Here is an 18324-nt window from a genome sequence, read left to right on the forward strand (position 1 = left end):
AAGATAGAATGAATCTCTAGGTACACTGTAAACTACACATTCAACGATCAAAATTCCTGATGATTTATCCCATTTTCAAAAACTTTTGCAACAAATGAATTGGCTAAAGCTGTATCTCACTGCGTCAAGAACCGCTATATTGTGCCAAACGCTAGGCTAGATGTTGCCGGACTACAAAACTATAACTAAAATCTGGGAGGCGCAGGTAAACTTACCCTAAAAAAGCATCAAGCTTTAAGGAAGCTGCGAAAACTTATGACTGATAACTTCTTCAGTAACAAAAAGCTACTTTTTGACCGATGGGCACCAAGTTATGACTGGCTCTTTCCTTCAGTGTTTTATCGAGCCATTCACAAACGCTTACTGGAGTACGTCGATTTCCCAAAGCCAGCAAATGTACTTGATATCGGTTGTGGTACTGGCCGCTTACTTGAGCGCCTTGCTACTCAGTTTCCTGACCTGCGGGGTACTGGATTGGATTTCTCTGCTAATATGTTGCGGTTAGCAAGACAGAGCAATCACCACCGTCCACGTTTAATTTATATCGAGGGCAAAGCTGAGTCTCTTCCCTTTGCTGATGGTCAATTTAATTCTGTTTTCAGCACTATCAGCTTCTTGCACTATTTGGAACCGAAACAGGTAGTTAGTGAGATAGCACGGGTACTTTCTCCCGGTGGACGCTTCTACTTAGTTGACATTAACATTACTTCTAAAAAAGAGGCAGAACCTCAATTATTGCCACTCACTCCCCGTGGAATTAGACTCTACAGCCCTACTCAACGTCAACTTCTTGGCTCTTCTGCTGGGCTATTGTGTTTGAATCACCACTATTTATTAGGGCCAGTATTATTAACAATTTTTGCTAAACCTCCGATTTGAAAATAAGGGATGGGTAAGAGTAAAAGATTGGAAACAGCTTGTATCAGTCATTGTTCTCTATATATTAATTACGAATTACGTTAGCGTAGCGGTAGCGAGTCCGCGAGCGTCATTACGAATTAGTATGACCTCGATATTCCATAAACACCACAGGAACTTTGAGCAGCTTTTTAGCTAATTGCGACAATCTAAATTTATCGTTGAGCTTAGACAAGCCTGTTGTTCTGGGAAATTGTGGCAAGTCTTCAAAAGAGATTGGTACAAAATTAAACCGACTGTAAAACTGTGCCAATCGTTCACCTAAACATTCAAGATAAAGTGGTTGCGTTGCTGTATTAATCAAATGCTGCGTTAGCAAAGTACCCAAACTGCGACCTCTCCAAGCTGATGCAACGACCAAACTACCAAGTTCTTGTGCGCCTGAAAAATTACGTAGCTGTCCGCAAGCTACGAGATTATCACCGCATTCAATTACCCAAAATTGCTGCCAGTTTAATTGGGTTGGGTCGAGTTTCGCTGAGAATACCAGCAATCGAATCGACCACTTATCCGCCAAGGTTGCCTTGCGAAGGACACATCCAGATGGTAACGGTGGATTACTCTGGTTCATTAATTACACTTTGATAGTTTGGATCACAATCATCACACGATATTATTCAGTTAGATCATTTGCCATTCTCTGTCAAGTGTCAATAAAGCAATTTTAAAAGCATCTCGGATATCAAATCTGTTCTAAGTTGTCCTTTAACGACGGCAAGCATTCTAAGGTTAGGAAATTCTATAGTTATGGAGTAGTAATACGGTTCGGTTAAAGGGGAAAGGGAAAAGGTTTTGAATACATCCTTTCCCCTTTTCCCCTTACCCTTTACCCAGACCACAAGGAAAGTGAAAAATGCTTAACCGAACCGTATTGAGATGAGTAGTACTAAACAATACTTCCGATAGAGGGACAATCAACGATAACTAGATTCTGGATAGATGTACTCAAAACCCAAATTTTCTTAAGATAATCCCAAGAATAAATAATTAAGGAATGTCGTCATGGCTGAACAACAAAAACAACAATCTGATAATCAAGAAAGTACGCCTACTGCTTCTGGTGGTTACCAAACCCCCATCGACGAAAATATCCGCAAAACTGGCGATGCTGAAAAGAGTGATGCTAAACCCAGTGCTACACCAGAAGCACCAGGAGAGGATGGTATAGCAGGTAGCCCGAATCAGGGAACTGAATCACGTTAATTGGTTTTAACTTTCCCAAGTTTGAATAATCTTCTTAGGTTTTTTTACTAACCCCGATTTACTAAACTTTGAGTGGATAGTTGTGGTTTATATCACGATTATTCACTCATTTTTGTTGTGCGAAAATATAGTGCGCTAAGTGCCTAGGCGCAGCCTCAATACTGCTCCGTTAATGGACTTCCAAATAAAAAATACTCAACTACTTGTTGTGGGGTGGACATCTTGTCATTGGTGTCAAGTTAAGGCAGATGCCCAGGTGTCAAGAGACCTTGAGGCGTTGCATCGGTGTCGTTGACGAACAGCTTTCACCAAGCGCATAGAACGCTGATGCTCTAATAACCAAGACCGTGGCTTACTCATGGCTATTCTCAACACCCTTATGTTGAGTTTAACTACTGAGCTTTACCCACTTGACAAGTTTCTATTTTTCTTAACTTGACACCAATGCAGGGTAAGAGCATCTCAATCAGGCTTGACAGAAGGATTCAGAGGAATTTAATGTAGAGTCAAGAAAACAAAAACTGAGAACGCGAATCATATAATCGTTGTCCATAGCCGTGCGCTTCATTTTTTGACGAAGACTACGTTTGTAAGTATGTTCGCGATTAAGGGCATTGAGAGCAATGCGTCGTAAAAGGGCAAAATTACGCGGACTATGGAAAGAGCGAATGCGGCAAGAATCTTCTGCAAAAGTACAATCAAGTGTCCAGTGAGCCTGGTTTTCAATACCCCAATGTTTTCGGATAGCTCGACCTAAAAGTTGAGCGTCACTATGTAAAGAAGTCAGATAAAACTGAATTTCACGAGTAGTTTGATTCCAAAGACGACGCACTCGGACAACCATAACCACACTTTGAAGTCCTGCCCATAGTCGGGGCTGGTAAAGTTCACCAATGGCAGAAACTGGAACAGACCAAACTTGACGGATTTCCGTGCGATAATGTCCTTTCTCAATGCGTTGCTCATAACTGACATCAATACCTTGAAAATCCTGTGCAGAAGCTTGTTCAAACCATTGTTCTACCTGACGGTAGAGAGTCGGGTGATTAGCCTTAAGTGCCAGAACATAATCTGCTTTCTTATCAATAATCTTTTTGGCAATTTCTGTTTGTGTCCCCATTGCATCAATGGTGATGATAGCTCCTGTGATATCTAGTAATTCTAGTAATGCGGGAATAGCAGTAATTTCATTAGATTTATCTTCCACTTTCATCTGTGCCAACACCAAATTTTGTTCGCTTGCCCAAGCACTAATTACGTGCAGTGCTGATTTCCCTTGATTGCGGTCGTAAGAACCCCTAATTGTCTTTCCATCTATGGGGATTATCTCTCCTCCCATCTTTGTCACCAGGGTTTCTATCCATCTTAGAAAACAACGATTCAATTCTTCTGGGTTAATGAACTCAAACACTCGTCGGAAGGTATCAGACGCTCGAAGACTCGCTAACGCTACGCTATCGGAGGGAATTCCATTTGGTAATGCCAAAAATTCTTCTAACCACTGTCGCTTACTTATGCCGTAATTCTCGATATCTTCCCATCCCTGCGCTCCTGCTATGACTGCCAGAATTGCAATTACTAAAATGTCCCTAAGTTGATGTTTTTTGGTTCGCTCTACTCTTGGGTCTTTAATAAGAGCAAAATGCTCCACTAGATTCTGTTGAATACGGACGATATCTGCCACTTCTGCTGGCTTTCGCTGATGAGGAGAATTTTCTAGAGTATCAGCAGATTTAATTTCAAAGCCTTCTGACATCAAATTGACTCCAGGCGATTTTCAATCGAGCAATTGAATTCATCTCATTGATCTTGCTCAGTTGTCAAGTCCATTTTTTACAGAGTCGTTTATGCTGATCTTCTTTGATTTGTCAAGTTCTCTTTATACCAAATTAGATGAGCTTACCCTGGACACCAATGACATCTTGTCCGCCCCACAGGATTGGATAATTTATTTCTTGCAAGTCCCAACAAAGCCCTGAAAATGTTGAGTTTTGTTCCTCAACGCAACCTACCTGGAGTAGTTTTGCATTCTGGGATTGTTATGTATTTTATTTTACCTATTACTAAAAAAATGATTTTTATTCACTTAAGTACTTGTGCAAAGCTATACGCTGTAGGGCAATTCGTGAATTGCCCCTACGGTAAATCGTGGCTTTCACTGCTTTTTTGCCTACTGAAGTTTGTCAGCACACAGCAAAGCGAAAATCACCTATCCCTGAAAATCGGCTCAACTTCATGATTCTTAATCATGCTAGGTTCCTCTAGTGGCTGACAGAAGTCCCACAATCCAATAGGCTGATCTTAAAGTGGTAATTTTTCACTGAGTCGTAAGAACTACCTATACAGAAAATGTCTCTTAAAATAGTCCAGAACTTTGATGGCAGTTTCACTCTGGAAGCACAAGCCCAAGAAACTTTGTTCAACTTATTGACAAGCGATGCTTTCTTAAATCAAATTCGTCAACAATTGCAGTGTGAGCAAGTTAAATTTACAGAATTGATTTTTCAACCAGTTCCTTATAGCTTAACTACAACTAAAGGAATGCCAGCAGAGTTTGAAAAGTATCATGAATCTGATGAATATGCCATCATCAATGTACCACCAAATTTCATGTTTAGTGCTAAAATTTTTAAACCCAGTCGCCTTTGTGCAATTTACCAAAAATTGGGTAATGGGTAATTTTAAAGATAAATTTTTCCCTAATTAGCAATTTTCCATTCTGAAGGCAAATAGTAAGTTTGATATTTGATATATGGGTCTTGAAATAAATCTTTCTTCTTTGGCAACCCTGGAATACATTCCTTACATTGATGATAGCGGTCAATTACCTGAACAATTTCAAGGTAAAATCGGGGTATATGCTATTTTTGACCAAGAAAAAGTGCTGCAATTTGTAGGATACTCTCGTGATGTTTATCTCAGCCTCAAGCAGCATTTAGTCCGTCAGCCACAGCAATGCTATTGGATCAAAGTTCAAACTATTGAACGCCCTAGTCGCACAGTTTTAGAAAATACTGAAAATGCTTGGATTGCTGAAAATGGCAGTGTCCCTTGGGGAAATGGGGATCAAAAGGAAAAATGGACTCATCCCATTGATGTAAAATTGATAATGACACCTGAAGAACAGGCAAAATATCAAAATCCAGCTAATGATGAATTAGCACAAATGAAAATTATTAAAAATGTGGCGCGGAGAGTAGAAGCAGAAATTTCAACGCAATTATTAGAAGTGCGTGGTTTGCAAATGCAAGTTCGCTTCAATCCTAAATTGAAAGAAGAAGGTTTATTAGATTTGAAATGAAGGTTGTTTTGGGAAAACTATCTTATGAATATCGCTTATAATCTCCCATGACAATACAGCTGCTAAACGATCGCTATCAAGTTATCCGCACACTGGGCGCTGGTGGGTTTGGTGAAACCTATCTAGCAGAAGATACCTATATGCCCTCAAAGCGCCGTTGTGTGGTTAAACAGCTAAGACCAATTCACAATAATCCCCAGATTTACCAGTTAGTGCAAGAGAGGTTTCAACGGGAAGCAGCTATTCTCGAAGAACTCGGTGGTGCAAATGACCAAATTCCAGCATTGTATGCCTATTTTTCCTCTGGCGGACAATTTTACTTAGTCCAGGAGTGGGTTGAAGGTGATACCCTAACTGGAAAAGTTCAAAAGCAGGGGCTATTTAGTGAAGGTGCTGTCCAGGAATTATTCATGAATTTATTACCCGTCCTGGATTATGTTCACTCTAAGCACATCGTTCACCGCGATATTAAACCGGATAACATCATTGTGCGTCATCGTGATGGTAAACCAGTGCTGATTGATTTTGGCGCTATCCGGGAGTCAATGGGAACTGTAGTAAATTCTCAAGGCAATCCTACAAGTTCGATTGTGATTGGTACACCTGGCTATATGCCGAGCGAACAAGCCGCAGGTAGGCCAGTTTATTCGAGTGATTTATACAGTTTAGGAATGACGATAATTTATTTACTCACTGGTAAACAGGCGCAACAACTAGAGACGGATTCCCAGACGGGTGAAATTGTGTGGCGACAGTATGCGAGTCATGTTAGTCCAATCATAGCAGGAGCGATTGATAAAGCGATCGCATATCATCCGCGCGATCGCTACCCCACAGCTAGAGCAATGCTGGATACTTTACAGAACATCGCAAATCCAATTCCACCAACGCAACCTATCTTGACTCAACCAACTATAATTTCTGCACCACCACCCCAGACAGTGGCTGTCAAACCACGGCCTAATCCTCAAGGTAATAGTCAGAATAATATCCTTTTGGGCAGTTTGATTGCAGGTGGGCTAATCGGTGTATCTGTGATTATTAGCCAGGTATTAACAAAACCTACTCAATCTACAGCAGACAAAACGGTGTTACCTTCAGAAACACCCTCAACTGTTCCAAGCCCGGTGATAGAAACTCCTAAATTTATACCAACTACCTCATCTGTTCCTACTCAAATTACACCCACTCCAAAGACATCAATACCGCCAGTTGACACCACGGCTGTCAACACTTATTTATGGCTTTCCCAAAGACTTGTAACTGATTCAGATTTGGATGGTAAAGACGGTTTTGAACTAGATATTATGCGAAATTCGATTTTTGCTAGTCATGGCCGCCGTTTTGATACTCCTGAATTGCAAAATTACTTTAATAACCAACCTTGGTATCGTCCTATATATTCACCACGAGCATTTCCATCTAAACTGCTGTCAAAATTAGAGCAGCAGAATGTCGAGTATATCAACAAATATCAAGATCGTTACGGCTTGAGATATTTTAAGAAATAAGTTTAAGCAAGAGGCAACTGGAAAGAAGGCTTTCTGAATTTTACTGAGTTTTTTCAAAAATCAATCAAATATAAGCCTTATATGTTGGCAGGGGCTTACTAGTGTAAGCGGTTACACTCGATACATTTATTGCAAATATTCTTGTAAATGCTATAACTTCTAAGTATATTAGCTTGAACTTATCAAAGGATTTCTTGCTACTTATTAGATAATATCTAGGTTGTCTAGTGTAATATACTAGACTTATGACTAAATATTTAATAGCCTAAAATAGCTAGATATTAGAGACTAGTCCTACCGAAGCCTATATAGAGTGAGAGCTAAACTGTTTTTTTCTACGCCAAATTCCATCTCTAGATACTAGGCCGTTTCAGAACCAGGCATTTATATTTAATATATAAAATTGCTATCTCGAAGATTAGTAATCCATAAGTTAAAGAAATGCCATTTTTATAATTTCTTTGTTATTTTGTATTTAACGGGACAGTTCTTCCCGATTTGGTGGGCTTAAATAACAATTAGTTAGACAATTTCCCTCCAAAGATCCATGTAAATTCTTTGCATTGTGCTTATTTTTCTGCATAATTTCCAAGCATAATGCAAATTGGCTCGACAGATTAGATGGTAATATTCCATTCGGCAAATAGTTCATCTACACAAGGAAAACCTTGCCTACTACTATGCTTAAAATCAAGAATCAGCGTATTTTTTTGCCTGCGTTTATTCAACCTTTAGGACAAAATAATCTAGCAGATAGCAAAAAGGAATTAGATAAACCTAAATTAGATTTATTGCAACCATTACGTCAATGGCTGGATGAAATTGAGATTCAGAATCAGAAATTAGCGAAATTTATTGCTAAACTGATTCCTGCTCAGTGTCCATTCGAGCGTGATATCAAGCTTTTTGGTCGCAAAATAGGACACATTCCGCCAATGTGCAAGCTCAATCCACTTTATAACGAACTTGTCTACTTGCGTTTTCGCGCTTTGTGTTATTTAGTAGATCAGTGTGGAGAGGATATTCAATCCTACTGCTGAACATAACTAGAAAAACGCAACATGGAAATTCAAATTGAGCATCGGCCCAGACAAGAACGCCTCAATGAATTGGGTGTCTATAAATGGGATATTTGGAGAAAGGAAGTCTCAAAATTCCCTTGGACTTATGATTCTCAAGAAACTTGTTACTTTTTGGAAGGCGATGTGGTTGTTACTCCTGATGGTAAACAGCCAGTTCAAATGGGTAAAGGCGATTTGGTGATTTTTCCGGCTGGAATGTCCTGTATCTGGGAAATTACAAGCGACGTGAAAAAACATTATTACTTTGATTAGTCAATAGTTAAGATTGATCCCCGTTCTCTTCTTGATGATCTACAAAATCAACACCTCACAACATCTCATAAATTTAGGTTTTTATTATAGGTAGGGTTCGCAACGAGTATCGTAGGATAAAGTAGCATATTTGGTAAATTGCTTATATCCATATCTGTCAAAACTCGTTGCGACTCCATTACCTAAACAATATTCATAAAAATAAATAGCCCCATTTTCTGCATATTTGGCAGAAAGTTGATGGCAGATATCTAAAAATATGAAAGTCATTGATCCCCAACAATTTTAGCGAAGTCGGGGATCTTGCTATTGAAATTTATCATAGCGCTCGCTACTACTGCGAATCTTGGGAGTTCATAATCAAGTTAGTGGGAGTTTAGTTACAGAAGATGCTATTCAGCAGAGAAGGGTTTCGTCTTACCACAATTTTATTGAGGAAAATCATTAAAAATGTTACTGCATTTGAGTACTTGGCAAGAAGTCGAAGCTTATTTACAGCAGTCAAAGGGGATTATTTTCCCTATTGGTTCTACAGAACAACATGGGCCAACGGGGTTAATTGGTACTGATGCCATTTGTGCAGAAGCGATCGCAGCTGGTGTGGGTGATGCAACTGGCGCGATCGTTGCCCCTACAATTAATGTGGGCATGGCACTGCATCATACTGCTTTTCCTGGCACAATCAGTCTGCGTCCTAGCACATTAATTCAAGTAGTTCGAGATTATGTAACTTGTTTAGCCAAAGCTGGTTTTAGCAAGTTCTACTTTATCAACGGACACGGTGGTAATATTGCCACCCTCAAAGCGGCGTTCTCCGAAACTTATGCCCATTTAGAAGATTTGCAGATTGCCAATGCTCAACAGGTACAGTGTCAAGTGGCAAACTGGTTTATGTGCGGTTCTGTATATAAGCTAGCTAAAGAATTATATGGGGATCAAGAAGGTTCTCATGCAACACCAAGTGAAGTAGCCCTCACCCAATACGTTTATCCACAAGTGATTAAGCAAGCACCCCTTTCACCAGAAGTTGCAAGCGGACACAGGATTTATAGTGCGGCTGACTTTCGAGTACGTTATTCAGATGGACGTATGGGATCAAATCCTGGTTTAGCAACACCAGAACACGGAAAGCAATTTTATGATTTGGCGGTGAAAGAACTCAGCAATGGATATTTGGAATTTGTGAACGCAGATTGAAGGAGGCAAGGGGGCAAGGGGAAAGGGGCAGGGGGCAGGGGAGCAGGGGGTAAGGGGCAGAAAGTAGAAACTCTATCTAATGTGTGAGTGCTGCTTTACCCTTTCCCTTTCCCCCTTAACCGAAAAGTATTGGGGCTACGCACGCCTACGCACTAATTCCTACAAGTAAGCTCAAAATTTATTTTTTAATTGCCGCAATTGCCACATTTTCCAGAAATAGCTAGAAATCCAATTGGTAATCATGTGAGCGACAATCGGCACTAATAGGTTGCCCGTAAGCAAGGCGCTATATGCCAATACCATCCCAACAATTGTTGCCCAAATTACATAAGGCCATTGTTGAGAACCACTAAAATGCAAGATGCCAAAGCAAAAACTAGATACAATGACAGCCAGATGATCTAATCCTAAAGCTGACAGCATTACACCCCGAAATAACAATTCTTCACTCAACCCCGGTAGTAAACCGAGCCAAATTAAGTCTGGTAAGGCTAAGGGCTTCAGTACGACTTCTAGATAATAATCTGCACTTTTACGATAGGGAGTCCAAACGCGATAAGCTATGCCACTTAAGGCGGTGATGACGAATCCCAATCCTATACCCAACAGCAAATCTTTCTCGTCCCACTTCCAGGAAAATAGGGAAAAGTTACCAAAGTGCAACGAGAGTTTGGCGACTATCAACAAAATGATTGCAGTCGCTCCCATTGCCCCAAGTACTTGGATGCGTGTCAGATATGGAATTTCTGGCTCTTGTTTTTGTTGTTCAACCACGGGTTTTTAGGAGAAGGGGGCAGGGGCAGGGGCAAGGGGAAGGGGCAAGGGGAGATTGGTTTGTAGCTGTGATTCAGGGAGTTAGTATAAATTTAACTCCTTACTTTTAATTACTGGCTGCAAAGGTGATAGTTTGGGACGGAGAGCGGAGGGGTTAATGCCTGCTTTGTGTGCTACTAATACGCCTACTGCTTCTAAATATGAGTTTACCTGTATAACTTTGATCCCCAACGGTTGGGGAGGAACTTTGATTAGAGTTTTATTTTCTTCTACTGTAATTATTTGGCATCGTCTTTGGCTTAAACTCAGTAAAGCACTGCTACCACAAGCATTTGCAGGTGCGATCGCAGCATCCACTTCATCTGCCCAAATATCTCCTTTTTCTGATGCAATCGCTGCTTTATCTATTATAAATTGTGGGGCACGACTTAATCCTACAAGGACGCACGGCAAAAAAGTATAGCCCAATTCTTCGGCGGCGGAACGGGGAGATAAATCAGGTTGTGGAGGTTCGCTCAAAAGGGCGGGAGAATGGGCGCAAGGAATTTGAAAGGTTCGCACTAGCAAATGACTAATTACGGCTTCTGCACCCGCTAAGGGATCAACGCCTTCACCGTGGCGATATTTTTGTACTGCTTCTGAGTCCATATCATCGGGGAAACGGGCAACAACTGCGATCGCTTCTGCCCCCGCTTTTTTAATTAATATCTCAGCTGCCCGTAATAAACTATCCGGGTTGCCAATTGTTCCCCAACTCGCTCCCGATGCTGTAGTCCGTAATTCTACATTTAATGGTGCATCTGTAATTACATAATCTGTTAAGGTCAATCCTAGAGTTGCTCTGACTGCATCGGCTGCTTGTATATGTCGTAGCCGTAACTCTGGCTCAATGGCTTGGTCTAAAAGCAAACCTACTTTGTTGCTGCGGACTGGACGCAAACCCCAGCATCCAGAGGCGAATTTGTCAAGTCCGTAACCTTCAACATAAGAAGCATTTGGCAGATTCCAATACAAACTTGCGCCATTCATGACATTGGGGTGAGTAATTAGGCGATCGCAAACCTGTGCTATAACTTTGGCAACAGGCAAAGCATCTCCTGCATAACCCCCAATGGCAGCCCCAATGCCAGTTGGTACGATTAAAATAGCGGTGTATGGACGCATATTGAGTTATGAGTTATGAATCAGAAGCCATCAAATACTAACTCCTAATTCTTATACAGACGCGATTAATTGCGTCTCTAATTCTAAAAGTTGTTTGAAAAGTGTTTCACTGTAACTTTAGGCACTTTTCAATCCACCCTAACCCCGTAAAGTTGAAATTTTTTCAACTTGTTTCGGAGCTTTTATTTCAGTAAATAGCTGAACTCCTTGATTAAAATTAAGTTTACTTTCATCAGGCTTTGCCATCTTTTGATAAGTTAAACCTAATTGATAATAAGCTTCAGCTAGATCGCACTTAGCACCTATTTTATCCAACAGTTCGATTGCTTCTCTATGATGAACTAGGGCTAATTCAAAATTTGCTTGTTGTCGATTTATTTCTGCTAAACCATTGAGTGTTTTTGCTTTTACCTGCATATAATGACTTTCTTCAGCAAAAGTCAAAGCTTGGTGGAATATCTGATTTGCCTGAGAAAATTCTCCTAAATTGACATAAGTTTGACCCAAAATTTGCATAAAATAGACAAATCTTCCAGTCTGTTCTATCAGTTTTTCGTTCGTAATATTTTGATAAGCTATATCTGCTAATGCAGATGAAGCATCAGGAAAACCTAAATAAGAATACACCAAAGCTAAACAAACTGAAGCTTTTTCTGCCCAGCGATGATGCTCGGTATTTTGGGCTAGGTAAATTACTTGTTGAAATAAATTTGCGGCTGCCTCTAGTTCCCACAAATCTATTTTGTAAAGACCAATACTTAATAAAGAATCTACCTCTAACATCCTCAGATAGTAAACTGGATGTTTATTTTCTGGCTGAGGTACAAGTGATTTGAGTGCTTGGGTTACCAGAGTAATAGTCTTCTCTTGACAGACGATCGCTTGACTAATTTTCCCTGTTATCCAATATAGATCGCCTAGTATATTATAAAGTTCGCTAAGATTTTGGTCATTTTCTAAATTGTTTACAACTTGATTAATTGCAGTCAGTATCGGCTGAATTAAACCCATGCGATACAAGGTACTACCAAGAGGTAAAAACTGCTGCCATTGATTATTTCGGCTTTTTAAAATTACCTTACCCGCTAACTCAAACTCATGAATTTCTATATAATGATAATATGCTTCTAGAGCTTGTAAAGCATCTTTAAAAGTTTCAATTTGTTTAACACTAGCTGTCCAAAACTCTGCTGCTTTGTGGTTGGCAATTTCCCATTCATCGCTGGGGCGTAAACGCGCGATCGCTTCTTTCTGAATCACCGGATGCAGCCAGTATTCACCTTTATCGCACTCCACCAAAGACCGATTTCTCAAGGAGGCGATGATTTGGCGATGTTGATCGGGTGGGACATCCCAAAGTAAGCAAAATAACCCTGGTGATGGGATGGTGGGTATATCTTGGTAACGATAACATCCAAAACGGCAAAGTAAGCGATATGCTTGGGGGTCAAGAGTTTGCAAACGATTGATTTGACTAACGGCTAAATTTTTTAAGTCCGTTGCTGCTAAAGGATCGGCATGATTTTCTTGCCAATAAAGAACCATGTCACCGCCAAAATCCTCCTGAATCGAACCGCAGAGAATTCCCATTGCTTTAGCATTACCGCCATAAGTGCGATGCATGATTTGCAAAGTTGGCGAGTCGATGGCTAATCCTCGGTTGCTAAAAAACTTTTGCCATGCGCTTTGATCTAAACTAGGAAGCCGATAGTGATTCACATTCAACCCAGGTTCACAAAGGCGATCGCGACTGGTAATCAAGGTGACAGATTGCACTCTCGCATCAGCTAAAATCCGCAATAGTTCTACATAGTTGCGGTGAGAAGCAATCAACCCACCTTGTTGATCTAATGCAGGTTCCAGATTGTCAATTAACACCCCAATTCGCCGATTGTGGAGTTCGCGCTTGAGTCTTCCCAATGTCACCCCAAATTCTACCCCAGGTTCTTGATCAAAGTCTTGTTTTAGCCATTCTTCTACTACTCGTTCGGCGGGGGTGATATTCTGCGTTTCCTTCGCCATCAGCAGTTCTAAAACCAAGTCAAACTCTTGATGAAGATATTGCTGCGCTAGAGTAGTTTTGCCTAAGCCTCCCTCACCTTGGATAACAATGACTTTCGAGCCTTGATTTACCAAAGTATTCAGGTGAGCGATCGCTTCTGTTCGTCCAATAAAATTGCTATCCTCTAATTTTGGGGTGAATTGGTGCGATCGCGAGTAATCAATCAGACTGGATGATATTGCAGTCGTTTTTCTCAGAACCCGTTCCAAAGTAGCACGACAATTACTTTTGGTTATCTTTTCTCGCAATACCTTAGAAAGTAACTTCCATAACTGAGAACCAGCATCCTTGGCGTGTCCTTCCGTACAGCCGTAAGCATGAGCGATATCCAAGTATTTTCTACCCAACCAAACTTGCACAAGAATCACTTTTTGCAAATCGCTCAACCGTTCCCCAGTCTGAGGGGGAATTATGGCATCTAACCATGCTAATGCTGCTTCAGCGTCCATTGTGTAACGACGAGGAGAGTTCAGATTTTAGGGACAACTATAAATCACTCTACAGTTATGTTGCTGGAGTTTTCGGATAAGATTCTGTAAATCCGACTTTTTTCCCGACTTTTGCAAACTTTATTCAAAATTCAGCAGCAAGTTCTTGAAAGGATTACTGTTATTCCAACGGTAGGTATTAAAGTCTCGTTGATCAACTGTCAAAATTCGCCCATGTCCCAGATGTTCTGCTAAAACAACTAGAGAAGCATCTGCCATATCCATTGGCAAATCGGCATATTTTTCCATGAGTTCAACTATGCGTCCAACATGGTGACTTCGTAAATCAAACACCTCAAATGCTTCCTGTGCAACCTCTCTCAAAAAAGTACATTGAGCATTATTACCACCTCCTCTAGCAAGAAGAAGGTAACAAGTTTCGGTAATTACAGGGTAAGTAGTGACTAGTGGTTCATTGAGAGCATTTAAAACTTGTATTGCTAATTGATGGTATTGATCGTTTTGGTTCCCAAGTGCAACGAAAAAGCCAGTATCAGCGATGATCATACTTTTCTTGCATTAGCGATCTTACAATGGTTTCGGAATTAGCAGCTAAGTCAGTTTCTCCTTTGAAACAGCCGATAAATTTACTTTGCTTAAGTTTAGCTAAGGGATCTGTTTTTTGTTGCTGAAGTTGTTGATAGCGCAGTTCAATCAAAGATTTAATTGCCTCTACTGTATCTTGGTCAGCCTCCTGTTGAATATAGGCAAGCTTTTGAGCATATTCTTCATCTAGCTGAATATCAAAATTCTTCATCGCCACTAACTTGGAACGTTTACCTAAAGTATATCGTCCGCGTCGAATCGTCTAGAATAAAACTCATTAGGTAACATCAGCACCATCATTACTTATGGTGAAATCAGACCCCCGTCAATTGCCTAGCAGTGCTGAACTTCCTTGTTCAGACGATACCCCTGTGGATAACGAAGACCAGAACTTTATTCCTAACTTGCTTCTCTTCTTGCTGCAATATATTTGGGCAAACCGTAATGACTGGTTTTTCAGTGCGGATATGGGCGTTTACCATACTACAGGGGTTAGTCCACTTGTACCGATTGTAGCAGACGGATTTTTGAGCTTAGGTGTAGAACGCCGCAAGGAAGGTAAATCTCGTAAAAGCTATGTTGTTTGGGAAGAAAACAACATTGTGCCTATCTTGGCTTTAGAAATTGTCTCTTTAACTCCGGGTGGAGAATATGACAAAAAATTAGACACCTATGCCAAGCTAGGGGTACTGTACTACATTATTTATAATCCAGAGTATTGGCAAAGAGACCGTCACCAACCTTTTGAAGTTTATCGCTTAGTAGATGGTAGCTATCAATTGCAAATTGGTGAACCCTTTTGGATGCCAGAAATTGGTTTGGGAATCGGGCGATCGCAATACATATCTGGTAATATCCAGCGTCAGGTTTTGTATTGGTATGATCAACAAGGAAAGCGCTATCAAACTCCAGAAGAAGCTGAACAGCAAACTCGCCAGCAGCTTGAATTAGTGCAACAACAACTTGAGCGTTATCGTCAGCAATTTGGTGAACTGCCAGAAGCGTAAGGGGGCGATTGCTGATGTTTGTTATTAACAATACATTAGCCCTCACCTAGAAATTTAGGATGAGGGCTAACATCGCTGACATAAAGATGAGTAGTTAAATCTTAGGCATTCCTTTAAAGTAAGGGTTGACAAAAGTTCCATCTTTCTTAATGTAGCCTTTAACAACTTTTACTTTAGATATTTTAAGTGCTTTGGGTGACTTTGGTGGCTTCGGTAGCTTTGGTGTTTTAGACATTTTCTTGTTTCCCTTTAAATAAATAGCTTCTAAGATTCTTTATCTATAGTGAACTCGGAAACGGAAAACCACCTCAGCAAAAATTCTAATTTTTCTAAATAACTCGTAAAGATAAGAGAAATATGTGTTATGAGCTTCAAGATTTATTATTTTTTATACCAAAAATATTCGTTTTGATCTGATTAGCTAATCCTCAATATCAAATCAGCACAATTCAAATCCGGCTTTTTCCTCGACTCTTCCAACTGCATCAGATAAAACTGCCGACTTCAGCCGACTGACAAAAGGAAGTGCGATCGCTTAGGCTATTGGGCATAGAGATAAAAATTTAAGTATAAAAATATGCTTAACACCCTCAGCCCAGTTAGAGAAGACTTAGCAGGTCAAAGCTATCCCAGTCCTAACTACCTGCAAACACAACATCGCATTCGTTCCCTCATAGACAAATATATTGCAGTCGAACAACTACACGATCGCTTGCAAGATTTACCGATACAGTTTGCCGATCCCCAACCCCGTCCCTGGAAACACATCGACTGGCGAACAATCAATCGCAATCAAATTATCGGCTTAGACGCAGAGGTATTTTTATCTATCTTGATAGGTGCGATGGATACAGAAGCTCCCATTCGCAGCTATACCCAAACCAGTCGGCAGTATTTGGAAAAATTGCATCCTCAGATGGCTCGGTTTGTTGGTGGAACAGTCGGTGAAAGTGGCGAACTGCTAGAACTTGGTTTGTGGGAAAAAGAAGAACGTCAGCACACACCAGCATTAATCAAAGTCTACGCCCAATTAACAGGCGAGAAAATTACCCCAAAACTTCGGACTGTTAGAAGCTATCTTCCCACAGATGACCCTCACGAAGACCTATATCGCCACGGCTTACACCGCATTGCCACAGAATACGGTGCAACCTGTCTTTATATTTGGTTGATGGCTCATACCACAGGCGCACTCCAGGATGTTTTAGAGGAACTGGCACAGGATGAAATCAACCATACAACCAAATTCTGGGGGTTTGGAGTCTGGACTTTTCCTGATACTGGGTTGATGAGAATTGGACGCACACTCATCAAAACGCGATCGCAAAACTATCAGCGTAACAACCTTATGCGTACTCTCCGCCGTATGATGGGTACACTCAACTGGAATGCTTGGTCATTAACTAACAAAGCAACTCTCCTCTTCACCTTCACTTACACAATGCATCGCCTGTGGAGTTGGAACAACACCCTCACACCAAAATATTTGCAAGATTTATTTGAAATAAATCATCAGTAATAACAAATAACAAAGGAAAAATGACAAAATTACCCACCGATTTAAACCCGCAAAAAATACCCCAACATATCGCCGTCATCATGGATGGTAACGGACGATGGGCAACCAGTCGAGGATTACCGCGCATTGCTGGACATCGCCAAGGAGCAAAAACGCTCAAAGAACTATTGCGTTGCTGCAAGGATTGGGGAATCAAAGCGTTGACAGCCTACGCTTTCTCAACAGAAAATTGGCAGCGTCCTGTTGAAGAAGTAGATTTTCTGATGCATTTGTTTGAGCGATTACTACACCGTGAGTTGGCTCAAATGCATCAAGAAGGTTTACGAATCTCGTTTATTGGAGATTTATCGGCTTTACCTAAGTCTCTACAAACGGAAATGGAACGTTCTATGAGAGAGACGTTGAATAATCAAGCAATCCACTTTACTGTTGCAGTCAACTACAGTAGCCGCAACGAAATTACTAAAGTTTGTCATCAAGTAGCTCAACTCGTACAACGTGGCGAACTCAGTGCGGAACAAGTAAATGAAAGTCTTATAGAACAACATCTCTACACAGCAGACACTCCAGAACCCGATTTACTGATTCGGACTAGTGGTGAGATGCGGTTGAGTAATTTTCTCTTATGGCAAATGGCGTATACAGAAATGTATTTCACCGATATTCTTTGGCCAGATTTTAATCGAGAAGCATTATATCAGGCTTTGTTGAGTTACCAAAATCGCGATCGCCGTTTTGGTCAAGTTAAAGCTTCACTGTCAGCTTAGGCTATCTGGAAAACCTTTCTCCTGAAATGAGAGAGACTTTGATCGCCCCTTTCCCAACGCGGAAAGGGGTTAGGTTTTTTGCTGCTATGAAGCATAAAGTAAAAGCACCCACATTACCAGGATGGTATATGAGCGCTAAGAAATTTAAACATTATTGAGGATAATCTATCTGCTATGACAGACCGAAGTAACTATAAGAATAGCAGGCGGTGGGTAAATAAACTGCAAGGGTAGTTACAAATGTTTTGTTAAAAATATTACTTACTGTAAGGTATTGCTTATTTTGCTAAAGTGTGGTATTCGATATCCTCTAAAAATTTTCTTTATGCGATCGCTATGAAGCTTCTCTGGGATGAAACTGGTTAACAATCCCAAGATAAATGATTTCCGTCCTTTTCCTCCCGATCTTCCCTACACTCCAAATTAATTTTTTGGGTAAATTACTCATTGCTACGTATTCAGCCTCTAATCTCGGCTAAATACCTATATTCCTTATCATAAAATCAGACGGATGTAATTATTATTTTGCCAAT

General features: G+C 40.6%; 21 protein-coding genes. 11 read left to right on the forward strand and 10 right to left on the reverse strand.

Annotation, left to right across the window (positions count from 1 at the left end; all coding sequences use genetic code 11):
* Nucleotides 1-255 precede the first annotated feature (255 nt).
* Complete coding sequence (locus FBB35_RS17170; protein ID WP_174710667.1) at nt 256-879, forward strand: class I SAM-dependent methyltransferase; 624 nt, start codon at nt 256-258, stop codon at nt 877-879.
* Nucleotides 880-991: 112 nt separating this feature from the next.
* Here the strand turns inward: FBB35_RS17170 and FBB35_RS17175 are convergent, their stop codons facing one another.
* The gene (locus FBB35_RS17175; protein ID WP_174710668.1) at nt 992-1489 is read right to left on the reverse strand and encodes a GNAT family N-acetyltransferase; all 498 of its coding nucleotides are present in this window, start codon (nt 1487-1489) and stop codon (nt 992-994) included.
* A gap of 431 nt (nt 1490-1920) precedes the next feature.
* On the opposite strand from FBB35_RS17175, the gene FBB35_RS17180 reads away from it, so the two are divergent.
* Nucleotides 1921-2121 carry a hypothetical protein gene (locus FBB35_RS17180; RefSeq protein ID WP_174710669.1) on the forward strand — a complete coding sequence of 67 codons (201 nt, stop codon included), beginning with the start codon at nt 1921-1923 and terminating at the stop codon, nt 2119-2121.
* 234 nt (nt 2122-2355) lie between these two features.
* On the opposite strand, the gene FBB35_RS35490 is transcribed toward FBB35_RS17180, so the two are convergent.
* Together FBB35_RS35490 and FBB35_RS17185 are read right to left on the reverse strand one after the other, a co-directional pair.
* Complete coding sequence (locus FBB35_RS35490; protein WP_302480911.1) at nt 2356-2481, reverse strand: hypothetical protein; 126 nt, start codon at nt 2479-2481, stop codon at nt 2356-2358.
* 106 nt (nt 2482-2587) lie between these two features.
* On the reverse strand, nt 2588-3877 hold the full coding sequence (locus tag FBB35_RS17185) for an ISAs1 family transposase (RefSeq protein ID WP_174710101.1): 1290 nt from the start codon (nt 3875-3877) through the stop codon (nt 2588-2590).
* 593 nt (nt 3878-4470) lie between these two features.
* Here FBB35_RS17185 and FBB35_RS17190 point away from each other — a divergent pair.
* From FBB35_RS17190 to FBB35_RS17210, 5 genes are all read left to right on the forward strand, one after another.
* Nucleotides 4471-4800, forward strand: coding sequence for a hypothetical protein (locus FBB35_RS17190; protein WP_174710670.1), 330 nt, complete (start codon nt 4471-4473; stop codon nt 4798-4800).
* A gap of 73 nt (nt 4801-4873) precedes the next feature.
* Nucleotides 4874-5422 (forward strand): GIY-YIG nuclease family protein, encoded by a 549-nt coding sequence (locus tag FBB35_RS17195; protein WP_174710671.1) that lies wholly within the window; start codon nt 4874-4876, stop codon nt 5420-5422.
* A gap of 47 nt (nt 5423-5469) precedes the next feature.
* Nucleotides 5470-6933 (forward strand): YARHG domain-containing protein, encoded by a 1464-nt coding sequence (locus FBB35_RS17200; RefSeq protein ID WP_174710672.1) that lies wholly within the window; start codon nt 5470-5472, stop codon nt 6931-6933.
* A gap of 680 nt (nt 6934-7613) precedes the next feature.
* Complete coding sequence (locus FBB35_RS17205; RefSeq protein ID WP_174710673.1) at nt 7614-7973, forward strand: Mo-dependent nitrogenase C-terminal domain-containing protein; 360 nt, start codon at nt 7614-7616, stop codon at nt 7971-7973.
* A 21-nt stretch (nt 7974-7994) separates the two neighbouring features.
* Nucleotides 7995-8267, forward strand: a complete 273-nt coding sequence (locus FBB35_RS17210; RefSeq protein ID WP_174710674.1) for a cupin domain-containing protein — start codon at nt 7995-7997, stop codon at nt 8265-8267.
* An 84-nt stretch (nt 8268-8351) separates the two neighbouring features.
* Here FBB35_RS17210 and FBB35_RS17215 read toward each other — a convergent pair whose 3' ends face one another.
* Nucleotides 8352-8537, reverse strand: coding sequence for a hypothetical protein (locus FBB35_RS17215; RefSeq protein WP_174710675.1), 186 nt, complete (start codon nt 8535-8537; stop codon nt 8352-8354).
* Between the two features lie 180 nt (nt 8538-8717).
* Between FBB35_RS17215 and FBB35_RS17220 the strand changes: the two genes are divergently transcribed.
* A complete protein-coding gene (locus tag FBB35_RS17220; protein ID WP_174710676.1) occupies nt 8718-9464 on the forward strand; it encodes a creatininase family protein in 747 nt (248 codons plus the stop codon).
* Nucleotides 9465-9635: 171 nt separating this feature from the next.
* On the opposite strand, the gene FBB35_RS17225 is transcribed toward FBB35_RS17220, so the two are convergent.
* The 5 genes from FBB35_RS17225 to FBB35_RS17245 all read right to left on the reverse strand — a co-directional run bounded on the left by FBB35_RS17225 (nt 9636) and on the right by FBB35_RS17245 (nt 14709).
* Nucleotides 9636-10238, reverse strand: a complete 603-nt coding sequence (locus tag FBB35_RS17225; protein WP_174710677.1) for a CPBP family intramembrane glutamic endopeptidase — start codon at nt 10236-10238, stop codon at nt 9636-9638.
* An 81-nt stretch (nt 10239-10319) separates the two neighbouring features.
* Complete coding sequence (locus FBB35_RS17230) at nt 10320-11402, reverse strand: DUF3326 domain-containing protein (RefSeq protein WP_174710678.1); 1083 nt, start codon at nt 11400-11402, stop codon at nt 10320-10322.
* A 138-nt stretch (nt 11403-11540) separates the two neighbouring features.
* Complete coding sequence (locus FBB35_RS17235) at nt 11541-13913, reverse strand: tetratricopeptide repeat protein (protein ID WP_174710679.1); 2373 nt, start codon at nt 13911-13913, stop codon at nt 11541-11543.
* Nucleotides 13914-14033: 120 nt separating this feature from the next.
* A complete protein-coding gene (locus tag FBB35_RS17240) occupies nt 14034-14459 on the reverse strand; it encodes a type II toxin-antitoxin system VapC family toxin (RefSeq protein ID WP_174710680.1) in 426 nt (141 codons plus the stop codon).
* The gene (locus tag FBB35_RS17245) at nt 14446-14709 is read right to left on the reverse strand and encodes a hypothetical protein (protein ID WP_174710681.1); all 264 of its coding nucleotides are present in this window, start codon (nt 14707-14709) and stop codon (nt 14446-14448) included. The genes FBB35_RS17240 and FBB35_RS17245 overlap by 14 nt, the downstream gene beginning before the upstream one ends.
* 94 nt (nt 14710-14803) lie before the next feature.
* Here FBB35_RS17245 and FBB35_RS17250 point away from each other — a divergent pair, with 94 nt between their 5' ends.
* Nucleotides 14804-15505, forward strand: coding sequence for a Uma2 family endonuclease (locus tag FBB35_RS17250; protein ID WP_174710682.1), 702 nt, complete (start codon nt 14804-14806; stop codon nt 15503-15505).
* A gap of 94 nt (nt 15506-15599) precedes the next feature.
* Here the strand turns inward: FBB35_RS17250 and FBB35_RS17255 are convergent, their stop codons facing one another.
* Nucleotides 15600-15740, reverse strand: coding sequence for a hypothetical protein (locus FBB35_RS17255; RefSeq protein ID WP_174710683.1), 141 nt, complete (start codon nt 15738-15740; stop codon nt 15600-15602).
* 342 nt (nt 15741-16082) lie between these two features.
* Between FBB35_RS17255 and FBB35_RS17260 the strand changes: the two genes are divergently transcribed.
* Together FBB35_RS17260 and FBB35_RS17265 are read left to right on the forward strand one after the other, a co-directional pair.
* Entirely contained in the window at nt 16083-17024 is a 942-nt protein-coding gene (locus FBB35_RS17260; RefSeq protein ID WP_174710684.1) for a ferritin-like domain-containing protein, read from the forward strand.
* On the forward strand, nt 17024-17791 hold the full coding sequence (locus FBB35_RS17265) for an isoprenyl transferase (RefSeq protein ID WP_302480989.1): 768 nt from the start codon (nt 17024-17026) through the stop codon (nt 17789-17791). Before FBB35_RS17260 ends, FBB35_RS17265 begins: the two co-directional genes overlap by 1 nt.
* Nucleotides 17792-18324 lie beyond the last annotated feature (533 nt).

Origin of the sequence: Nostoc sp. TCL240-02 (assembly GCF_013343235.1) — a bacterium.
Classification (GTDB): Bacteria; Cyanobacteriota; Cyanobacteriia; order Cyanobacteriales; family Nostocaceae; genus Nostoc.

Bases quoted from the DNA above. Each gene is read 5' to 3' on its own strand.
- FBB35_RS17235 (WP_174710679.1), bottom strand. From the start codon at position 13,913: ATGGACGCTGAAGCAGCATTAGCATGGTTAGATGCCATAATTCCCCCT.
- FBB35_RS17200 (WP_174710672.1), top strand. From the start codon at position 5,470: ATGACAATACAGCTGCTAAACGATCGCTATCAAGTTATCCGCACACTG.
- FBB35_RS17190 (WP_174710670.1), top strand. From the start codon at position 4,471: ATGTCTCTTAAAATAGTCCAGAACTTTGATGGCAGTTTCACTCTGGAA.
- FBB35_RS17215 (WP_174710675.1), bottom strand. From the start codon at position 8,537: ATGACTTTCATATTTTTAGATATCTGCCATCAACTTTCTGCCAAATAT.
- FBB35_RS17230 (WP_174710678.1), bottom strand. From the start codon at position 11,402: ATGCGTCCATACACCGCTATTTTAATCGTACCAACTGGCATTGGGGCT.
- FBB35_RS17255 (WP_174710683.1), bottom strand. From the start codon at position 15,740: ATGTCTAAAACACCAAAGCTACCGAAGCCACCAAAGTCACCCAAAGCA.
- FBB35_RS17175 (WP_174710668.1), bottom strand. From the start codon at position 1,489: ATGAACCAGAGTAATCCACCGTTACCATCTGGATGTGTCCTTCGCAAG.
- FBB35_RS17195 (WP_174710671.1), top strand. From the start codon at position 4,874: ATGGGTCTTGAAATAAATCTTTCTTCTTTGGCAACCCTGGAATACATT.
- FBB35_RS17220 (WP_174710676.1), top strand. From the start codon at position 8,718: ATGTTACTGCATTTGAGTACTTGGCAAGAAGTCGAAGCTTATTTACAG.
- FBB35_RS17180 (WP_174710669.1), top strand. From the start codon at position 1,921: ATGGCTGAACAACAAAAACAACAATCTGATAATCAAGAAAGTACGCCT.
- FBB35_RS17210 (WP_174710674.1), top strand. From the start codon at position 7,995: ATGGAAATTCAAATTGAGCATCGGCCCAGACAAGAACGCCTCAATGAA.
- FBB35_RS17205 (WP_174710673.1), top strand. From the start codon at position 7,614: ATGCTTAAAATCAAGAATCAGCGTATTTTTTTGCCTGCGTTTATTCAA.
- FBB35_RS17245 (WP_174710681.1), bottom strand. From the start codon at position 14,709: ATGAAGAATTTTGATATTCAGCTAGATGAAGAATATGCTCAAAAGCTT.
- FBB35_RS35490 (WP_302480911.1), bottom strand. From the start codon at position 2,481: ATGAGTAAGCCACGGTCTTGGTTATTAGAGCATCAGCGTTCTATGCGC.
- FBB35_RS17170 (WP_174710667.1), top strand. From the start codon at position 256: ATGACTGATAACTTCTTCAGTAACAAAAAGCTACTTTTTGACCGATGG.
- FBB35_RS17260 (WP_174710684.1), top strand. From the start codon at position 16,083: ATGCTTAACACCCTCAGCCCAGTTAGAGAAGACTTAGCAGGTCAAAGC.
- FBB35_RS17240 (WP_174710680.1), bottom strand. From the start codon at position 14,459: ATGATCATCGCTGATACTGGCTTTTTCGTTGCACTTGGGAACCAAAAC.
- FBB35_RS17185 (WP_174710101.1), bottom strand. From the start codon at position 3,877: ATGTCAGAAGGCTTTGAAATTAAATCTGCTGATACTCTAGAAAATTCT.
- FBB35_RS17250 (WP_174710682.1), top strand. From the start codon at position 14,804: ATGGTGAAATCAGACCCCCGTCAATTGCCTAGCAGTGCTGAACTTCCT.